At 67.8% G+C, this 7,207-nt stretch carries 8 protein-coding genes; 6 read left to right on the plus strand and 2 right to left on the minus strand.

The window, feature by feature from the left end; all coding sequences use genetic code 11:
• Positions 1–698: 698 nt before the first annotated feature.
• The 4 genes from ABT123_RS32210 to ABT123_RS32225 all read left to right on the plus strand — a co-directional run bounded on the left by ABT123_RS32210 (position 699) and on the right by ABT123_RS32225 (position 4,096).
• Positions 699–1,448 carry an IPT/TIG domain-containing protein gene (locus ABT123_RS32210; RefSeq protein ID WP_351321168.1) on the plus strand — a complete coding sequence of 250 codons (750 nt, stop codon included), beginning with the start codon at positions 699–701 and terminating at the stop codon, positions 1,446–1,448.
• A 93-nt stretch (positions 1,449–1,541) separates the two neighbouring features.
• Positions 1,542–2,561, plus strand: coding sequence for an IPT/TIG domain-containing protein (locus ABT123_RS32215; RefSeq protein WP_351321170.1), 1,020 nt, complete (start codon positions 1,542–1,544; stop codon positions 2,559–2,561).
• Between the two features lie 159 nt (positions 2,562–2,720).
• The gene (locus ABT123_RS32220; RefSeq protein ID WP_351321172.1) at positions 2,721–3,188 is read left to right on the plus strand and encodes an Ig-like domain-containing protein; all 468 of its coding nucleotides are present in this window, start codon (positions 2,721–2,723) and stop codon (positions 3,186–3,188) included.
• Between the two features lie 99 nt (positions 3,189–3,287).
• A protein-coding gene (locus ABT123_RS32225) for an IS5 family transposase (protein WP_351321174.1) occupies positions 3,288–4,096 on the plus strand; the annotation gives its coding sequence in 2 pieces (ribosomal slippage) (positions 3,288–3,635 and positions 3,638–4,096; 807 coding nt in all).
• 277 nt (positions 4,097–4,373) lie between these two features.
• Here ABT123_RS32225 and ABT123_RS32230 read toward each other — a convergent pair.
• Complete coding sequence (locus tag ABT123_RS32230) at positions 4,374–4,790, minus strand: hypothetical protein (RefSeq protein WP_351321176.1); 417 nt, start codon at positions 4,788–4,790, stop codon at positions 4,374–4,376.
• Positions 4,791–5,082: 292 nt separating this feature from the next.
• On the opposite strand from ABT123_RS32230, the gene ABT123_RS32235 reads away from it, so the two are divergent.
• Entirely contained in the window at positions 5,083–6,090 is a 1,008-nt protein-coding gene (locus ABT123_RS32235) for an IS630 family transposase (RefSeq protein ID WP_351321178.1), read from the plus strand.
• Positions 6,091–6,470: 380 nt separating this feature from the next.
• Complete coding sequence (locus ABT123_RS32240) at positions 6,471–6,806, plus strand: hypothetical protein (RefSeq protein WP_351321180.1); 336 nt, start codon at positions 6,471–6,473, stop codon at positions 6,804–6,806.
• A 172-nt stretch (positions 6,807–6,978) separates the two neighbouring features.
• On the opposite strand, the gene ABT123_RS32245 is transcribed toward ABT123_RS32240, so the two are convergent.
• The coding region (locus tag ABT123_RS32245; RefSeq protein ID WP_502971113.1) for a hypothetical protein at positions 6,979–7,207 on the minus strand (229 nt) is incomplete at its 5' end.

A 7,207-nucleotide genomic window follows, 5' to 3' on the forward strand; every position in this document is an offset into this window, starting at 1 on the left:
CCATTGGGGTGACGATGTCAGCAGATGCTTGTGGCACATTCCACAATCCTGCGTCAATTGAGTATCCAACCGGTGGGCAGCCCATCCCTCTCGGGGGGCGTGGCCTTGATATGGCCTGCGGCTCTCTGCTGGTCAGGGAGCCGCTGGCGTACCGGAGTCGCGATGGGCCCCCTCGAGGGGGGTTGGATCACCAGTCGGTGTCGCTTATGCGGCACCGACTGGTCGGTTGTCGGACCCGGTCACCGGGAGTCGCGCCCGGGCGAGCTCATCACATGATGAGCCGAAAACTTCCTGACCGCGAAGAAACGTTCCGCCCGCACTGGGCCTTCGCCAACACTCGCCCCTTCTCCGGGTGTGCGCTCCTCCATACGGGTGACAAATGGAGTTGGCATCTTGTCGGCGATACACCCGTATGGGTCACTTGAATCAGCAACCGGTGGGCCGCCCATCCCATATCCGGGGGATCGTGGTAATGGCGGCGCCTGCCGGTTTTTTCCTTTAGGCGTGTGCAGGAGTACTCCGCGAGACCCCGCAGCCTGATCGAGCCGCTCCTCCTCCCCTCCCCTCAAGCGGCTTCCCCGAATGCCGGAACTCACCTTGCACTTCGGTGACGCTCAGCCAGTCGTGTCTCCGGCGCCCGGGTGTCCCACCGGTCGGCTGTGTCCTCTGTCCCTGTTCTGACAGCAAGGAGTCCCTCCATGCCCATCTCTCCGAATCAGGGGTCGACCGGCGGTGGCACGCTGGTGACCATCACCGGTACGAACCTCTCCGGCACCACCGCGGTGAAGTTCGGCAGCAAGCCGGCCACCAGCTTCACCAACGTCTCGCCGACCCAGGTCACCGCGGTATCGCCGTCAGGTACCGGCACGGTCGGCCTCACCGTGACAACTCCGGGCGGCACCAGCAACCCGATTCCCTTCTTCTACGTCGGCGCCCCGTTCAAGTCCTCGCTGGGGACGACGTCAGGCCCGCTGGCCGGCGGGAACACGATCACCATCACCGGTGTGGGGCTGTCGACCGCGACCAGTGTGTCCTTCGGCGGGGTGCCCGCCACCCCGACGGTTGTCTCCGACAGCCTGCTCAGCGTCACGGTGCCGGCGGGTGCGGCGGCGGGTTCCGTCGGGGTGAGCGTCACCACGGCGGGAGGTACCAACAACGGTTTCTCCTACACCTACGTCGACGTTCCCACCGTGGCCACGGTCAACCCGTCCTCCGGGCCCACGTCCGGTGGTACCGCCGTGACGATCACCGGTACCAACCTCGACACCACCGGCTCGGTCACCTTCGACGGCGTCGTGGCACCGTTCTCCGTGGTGAACTCCACCACGCTGTCGGCGGTGACTCCGCCCGGTGCTGCCGCCGGCGCGGTGGACGTGGTGGTCACCAACCCGGCTGGCGCGGCCACGGCCATCGGCGCCTTCACCTACGTCGCAGGCCCCGGCATCTAAGCACTCGCCCTGCCGCCGCCCGGTTCACCACCGGGCGGCGGCACCGCCGTGCCCGACTCCGGGCCCCAACCCAGGCCGTTGCAGGAGCACTTCATGCCGCCCACACTCAGTGCCATCAGCCCCTCCCAAGGCCCCACCACCGGAGGCACCACCGTCACCCTCACCGGCACCGGCCTGACGGGGGCCACCTCCGTGCGATTCAGCAGCACCCCTGCCCCGTTCACCGTCAACTCGGCCACCCAGATCACCGCCACCACGCCCGCCGGCAGCGCGGGCGCGGTGGCGGTGACGGTCGTCAGCCCGACCGGCACCAGCAACGCGGTGACCTTCACCTACGTCGTAGCCGCGGTCCCGGTGGTCACGGCGGTGGCGCCCAACAACGGTCCGACATCGGGCGGCACCAGCGTCACCATCACCGGGACCGGGTTCACCGGCGCCACCGCGGTGCGCTTCGCCGGTGTGCCGGCGGCGTCGTTCACCGTCAACTCGGCCACCCAGATCACCGCCGTGACGCCGGCCGGAAACCCCGGCGGCGCCGCGGTCACCGTGACCACGCCCGGCGGCACCAGTGCCGTTTCCGCCGCCGCCTACTTCTTCTACGCCGCGCCTCCCGTACTGACCGATGCCAGCCCGGCCCAGGGCTCGACGTCCGGGGGAACGGTGGTGACGCTGACCGGGTCCAGTCTGCTCAACGCGAGCGCAGTCCGCTTCGGCGCCACGAACGCCACCTCCTTCACCGTCGTGTCATCGACACAGATCACGGCGACCGCACCACCAGGTACGGGAAGTACCCAGATCACGGTGATCACCCCGGGCGGCACGAGCAACCCCGTGCCCTTCGCCTACATCGCCGCTCCCACACTCACCGGCCTCGTGCCCGTCAGTGGACCGACTTCCGCCGGCACGGTCGTCACCCTCACCGGCACGAATCTGGCCACCGCGACAAAAGTCACCTTCGGCGCCACGGTTGTCGGCTTCACGGTCAGCTCCGACACACAGATCACGGCCACGGCACCCGCCGGGCCCGCCGGTCCGGTGTCAGTGACCGTCAGCACCCCCGGCGGCTCCAGCGCCGGCCTGACCTACACCCGCGTCGCCGCACCCGGCATCTGAGGCGCCGCCGGCCTCGTTCCGGCGGGTGTGGCCCGCTGGTCCAACCGGGTTCCTCTGCGCGCGGCCTCCCACAGGAGCAGGGAAGTCGCCTTAGCGTGAAGATCACCACAGTACGTACGACCCTGCGGGCCACGTCCACCGACGTAAGGAACTGAACCGGTGAGAATCACGCGAGGCAGAGGAAACCTGGTCATCACCGCCGCGCTGGCGGCCGTGGTGGGGCTGGCATCGTCCGCTGCGGCCGTGGCGTCGAACACCACGGTGACGGCCACTCCGCAGACCACCACCGTGGGCGCGCCGGTGCAACTGCACGCATCGGTCGCCTGCGCATCCGACCCCGGCGGCGGTCTGGGCGTGACGTTCTTCGACGGCGGCAACCTGCTGGCCACGGTGCCCGTGACCCCCAGCGGCCAGGCCGACTTCAGCACCACCTTCACCGCCGGCACGCACACGATCACTGCCGCCTACAACGGCAACGAGACGTGCGATGCCTCCAACGGCACCACGACTGTCGAAGTCACGGCCGCACCCACTCCACCCAGCACCATCCCCGGATACTGCCTGCTCGCCTGCGGTGGCCTGATCAACTTCAGCACCGGCAACATCACCAACTACATCCACATGTGAGCACGGCAAGCGCACAGAAGGCAGAGCGCCTGGACAGCGTACGTTCGTGAACACCCTAAGACGTCGTTTCTTATGGCGTGATCGTTCGTTGAACCGTGCATGACGGATTTGGCTGAGCGGCTGGTGCCGGACGAGTTGTGGGTGCTGTTCCGGCGGGTGGTACCGCCGACGGAGGTCATACGTCCGCAGGGTGGCGGCCGGCGTCGAGCGGGTGACCGCGAAGCATTGGCCGCGATCATCTTCGTGGCCACCTCGGGCTGCACCTGGCGGCAGCTGCCACCGGTGTTCGGCCCGAGCTGGCAAACGGTCTACCGACGCTTCGCCCAGTGGAGCCGGGCCCGGGTCTGGGCCCGGCTCCACCGCGTCATCCTTGACGAACTCGGCGCCCGCGGGGAATTGGACTGGTCGCGCTGCGCGATCGACTCCGTCAGCATGAGGGCTGCAAAAGGGGGCCTCTGACGGGACCGAATCCGACCGACCGTGGCAAGCCTGGATCGAAAATCCACTTGATCACCGACCGGAACGGACTGCCGCTCTCGCTGGGCATTTCCGGCGCGAACATGCACGACAGCCTCGGTCTTGAACCGCTCGTGCGGGGCATCCTACCGATCCGGTCCCGGCGAGGACCTCGTCGGCGACGCCCCGCCAAGCTCCACGCAGACAAGGGCTACGACTACGACCATCTGCGCCGATGGCTCCGCAGACGCGGCATCCGCCACCGCATCGCCCGCAAGGGTATCGAGTCCTCCCAACGTCTCGGCCGCCACCGGTGGGTCGTCGAAAGGACCGTGTCCTGGTTCGCCGGCTGCCGCCGGCTCCACCGCCGTTACGAACGCAAGGCAGAACACTTCCTCGCCTTTGTCGGCATAGCTGCGGCCCTCATCTGCCACCGCCGCCTCGCCAAATGAAACGACGTCTAAGACGGAGCTGGCGCGATCGGCGAGGGCAGCGAAGCGGAACAAAGAAAACGCGCCTGACCTGCTCGTTTCCCCATCGCGAGGTACCGCCGGGAATCGTGTCGGCTGTCCGGCGTCCTCAAAGAACGGGCCACCGGGGGGACAGAAGCGCTGGCTACGGAGTCAGGTGACCGGCAGTGCGGCTCCAACGCCGCCCAACGTCCCCGGTGACGAGCTGCCTTCCGTTCTCGTGCACATCGGCAATCGCCTCGGCGGGTGCCCCCCGAAGTCACGAAGAACAGACTTCACGACCCGTGAACAAAGCCATCCGCCTCACACGCCCGCGGTCGGACAGCACCCCCGGCTCGTCACTGCCGGCGGGCGCCGCCTGCCCCAAAAGACTCGCCAGGTGCGCCCGGTCTTCCTCCTGCGGCCCATCGGCGCGGCTGTGCTGCTGGCCGAGCTGGAGGTAACCCCGCAGTGTCTCCGGAGCCATGCCGGTGTGCTCGCAGTACGCAGCAATCAGCATGGACACGCCGACCATGGTGTCCGCCGCGTCCGTGGCCCGGTACAGCGTCATCCGCTTCCAGTCGTGCACGACGTCCGGAGCGGAAAAGGTCATGACTTCTTGGCAGCGCTCGACCGCTTCAGACACCAGCTGGTTGACCGCACGGCGCAGAGGCTCGGGCATAGGAGTGTATTCCATGGCTGCACGTTATAGGCGCCACGCCCCACGCATCCCGAGCTGTGGTCGCTGATCACCCGTACGCACCAGCGCTGCGTCAGACCGCCCCTTGAGGTTCCCCCGCTGTGCGGGAGGTGCTGACTACCTGGTCAGGGCGGGTTGGCGTGGTTTCAGGTTCACTGGTTCGGTCGTTGCCTGGTCGGCGTAGTGCTTCTCCTCGAACTCGATCGGGCTGAGGTAGCCGAGCCGCTTCTGGATGCGGCGTGGGTTGTATTGATCCGAAACGCTTTGGGTTCACGCTCGTTGACGGTGTGTGAGTTATCTGGTGGGGGATGCGCGGGCCTGGTCGCGGGATGCGCAGGAGGCCGCGCGGTTGCTGGCGGTGTCCGCGCTGGTGGAGGGCCGGGACCGGGTGGAGGTTGCCGCCCTGTTCAAGGTGTCGGTGAAGGCCGTGGACAACTGGTGGGCGAAGTGGCAGGCCGGCGGCCGGGACGCACTGCTGTCCCGCCCACGAGGCCGTCGCGTGGGTGAGCACCAGGTCCTGTCGGAGGCTGAGCAGGCCGCCGTTCGACAGGCTGTCCTTGATCACATCCCCTCTGACCTGGGACTTTCGGGTCAGCTGTGGACGCGGGGGCAGATAGGCGAGCTGATCTTCAAGCTGTACGGGGTCCGCTTCACCGAGCCCGGGGTGGGCAAGTACCTCAAGCGTTGGGGGCTGACCTTCCAGCGTCCGGACAAGCGGGCGGTCGAGCAGGACGCGGAAGCGGTCCGGGTCTGGCACGAGGAGACATGGCCGGCGATCCGGGCCAGGGCGAAGACGGAGAACGGCGAGGTCCTCTTCGCTGATCAGGTCGGGGTCCGCTCGGACCAGATCACTGGCCGCACCTGGGGCGCCAAGGGCACGACTCCCATCGTCCGCCGGACCCGGAACCGGTTCTCCGTGAACGCGATGTCCGCGATCAGCACCCGCGGCCGGATGCACTTCATGGTCTTCACCGAGTCTTTCGACGCGAAGGTCATGTGCCGCTTCCTCGCCCGGCTCGTCGGGCACTTCGACCGGAAGGTCCACCTGATCGTCGACCGGCACTCGGCTCACCGCTCGAAGACTGTCCGGGCCTGGCTCGCCGGCCACCAGGACCAGATCGAGCTGCACTTCCTGCCCTCGTACTCACCCGAACTGAACCCCGACGAGTTGGTCAACGCCGACCTCAAACGCAGCCTGCCCCACACCCACCGGGCCAGGAACCAGGCCGAACTCGCCGCCGAAACCCGCAGGTTCTTCCATAAGCGCCAGCGTCAGCCACACATCGTCCGCGGCTAATTCGGCGGCCCGCACGTCCGCTACGTCCTGGACGAGACCCCTTTGAGTTTCTGATCAATACGCCGCCTTCGACCTCTCGGCTTCGTGTCAGTGGGGCGGGTGACAGTGGCGGACCTGCCCGTGAAGGGACTCAGGCGCAGGTCAGCGGGGCTTTTTGATGTTCGTTCTGACTGTCACGGAAGTGAGAGAACGGGGCCTATCCACTGTCGACTGGTGAGAGACGCGCAGGTCGCGCACTGACACGAAGGCGAGAGATCGCAGCTGAGCGGGTTGGCTGCTGTGCGGGGATCGCGGAGTGCACCATGCCATCATTTCCCGTATCAAGCCGAGCCAAGTTTTGAAGCATTACTTTGCGGGCTGGTTTCTTCGAAGGGTGGGGTATGAGCCGGGGCGCTGGACAGCAGGAGATCGAGCGGGAGCTGCGCCGGAGGGCGATCGGCGGGGCGTCCACGCTGGAGATGCTCACCTGGCTGAAGGGCGACCTGGAGGCTCGGATCAGCGATCCGGTCGACCGCGACGGCGCGATTGCTTTCTGCATGATCTCGACGTTCACATCGGTTTTCGACCTTGGACTCACGCCCGGACGGTTCATCGCGAGCTGGGACCGGTTCGGAGGGCACCTGAACGACGAGGAACTGGTGGCAAGGCTGGGTCCGCTGACCCTGGCACCGGATGAGGAGCCCCAGCCCTGTGACTGCGGCGGGTACTGGGTCTGAGGGCGGAGGCGCCCCACGGCGGCACGAACAGACCACGCCCCGGCCAGACCCTTGCTGCCGGCGCCCGCGGAGCGGGCTGGTCCTGGAGGCGGAGCCGGAAGGACCCCGGGCGGGGGAGCGAAGCGGACCCGTCCAACGGGCCGCAGGCCCACACCCCGTGAAACGGGGTCACTCAGGCCCGCGTAGCGGGCCGTTCGGGGTGGAGCGAAGCGGAAGCCCGAACCTGTCCGGAGCGAAGCGCAGGACACCGGCCCGAAGGGCCGGCCATAGGCCTGCGGAGCAGGCCGCCGCCGAGCGAAGCGAGGCGGTTCGCTCCTCCGCGCGCGTAGCCGTCGGTGCGGTCCGGGAGGGTGACGGCGGCGGTGGTGTCGCCCGCGACGGTGACGTGGGTGCTGCCGCCG

The sequence above is a fragment of the Streptomyces sp. NPDC002054 genome (genome assembly GCF_040296685.1).
Lineage (GTDB): Bacteria > Actinomycetota > Actinomycetes > Streptomycetales > Streptomycetaceae > Streptomyces.

Coding starts and splice junctions, on each gene's coding strand:
- ABT123_RS32240 (WP_351321180.1), top strand. CDS start 6,471: ATGAGCCGGGGCGCTGGACAGCAGGAGATCGAGCGGGAGCTGCGCCGG.
- ABT123_RS32230 (WP_351321176.1), bottom strand. CDS start 4,790: ATGGAATACACTCCTATGCCCGAGCCTCTGCGCCGTGCGGTCAACCAG.
- ABT123_RS32210 (WP_351321168.1), top strand. CDS start 699: ATGCCCATCTCTCCGAATCAGGGGTCGACCGGCGGTGGCACGCTGGTG.
- ABT123_RS32215 (WP_351321170.1), top strand. CDS start 1,542: ATGCCGCCCACACTCAGTGCCATCAGCCCCTCCCAAGGCCCCACCACC.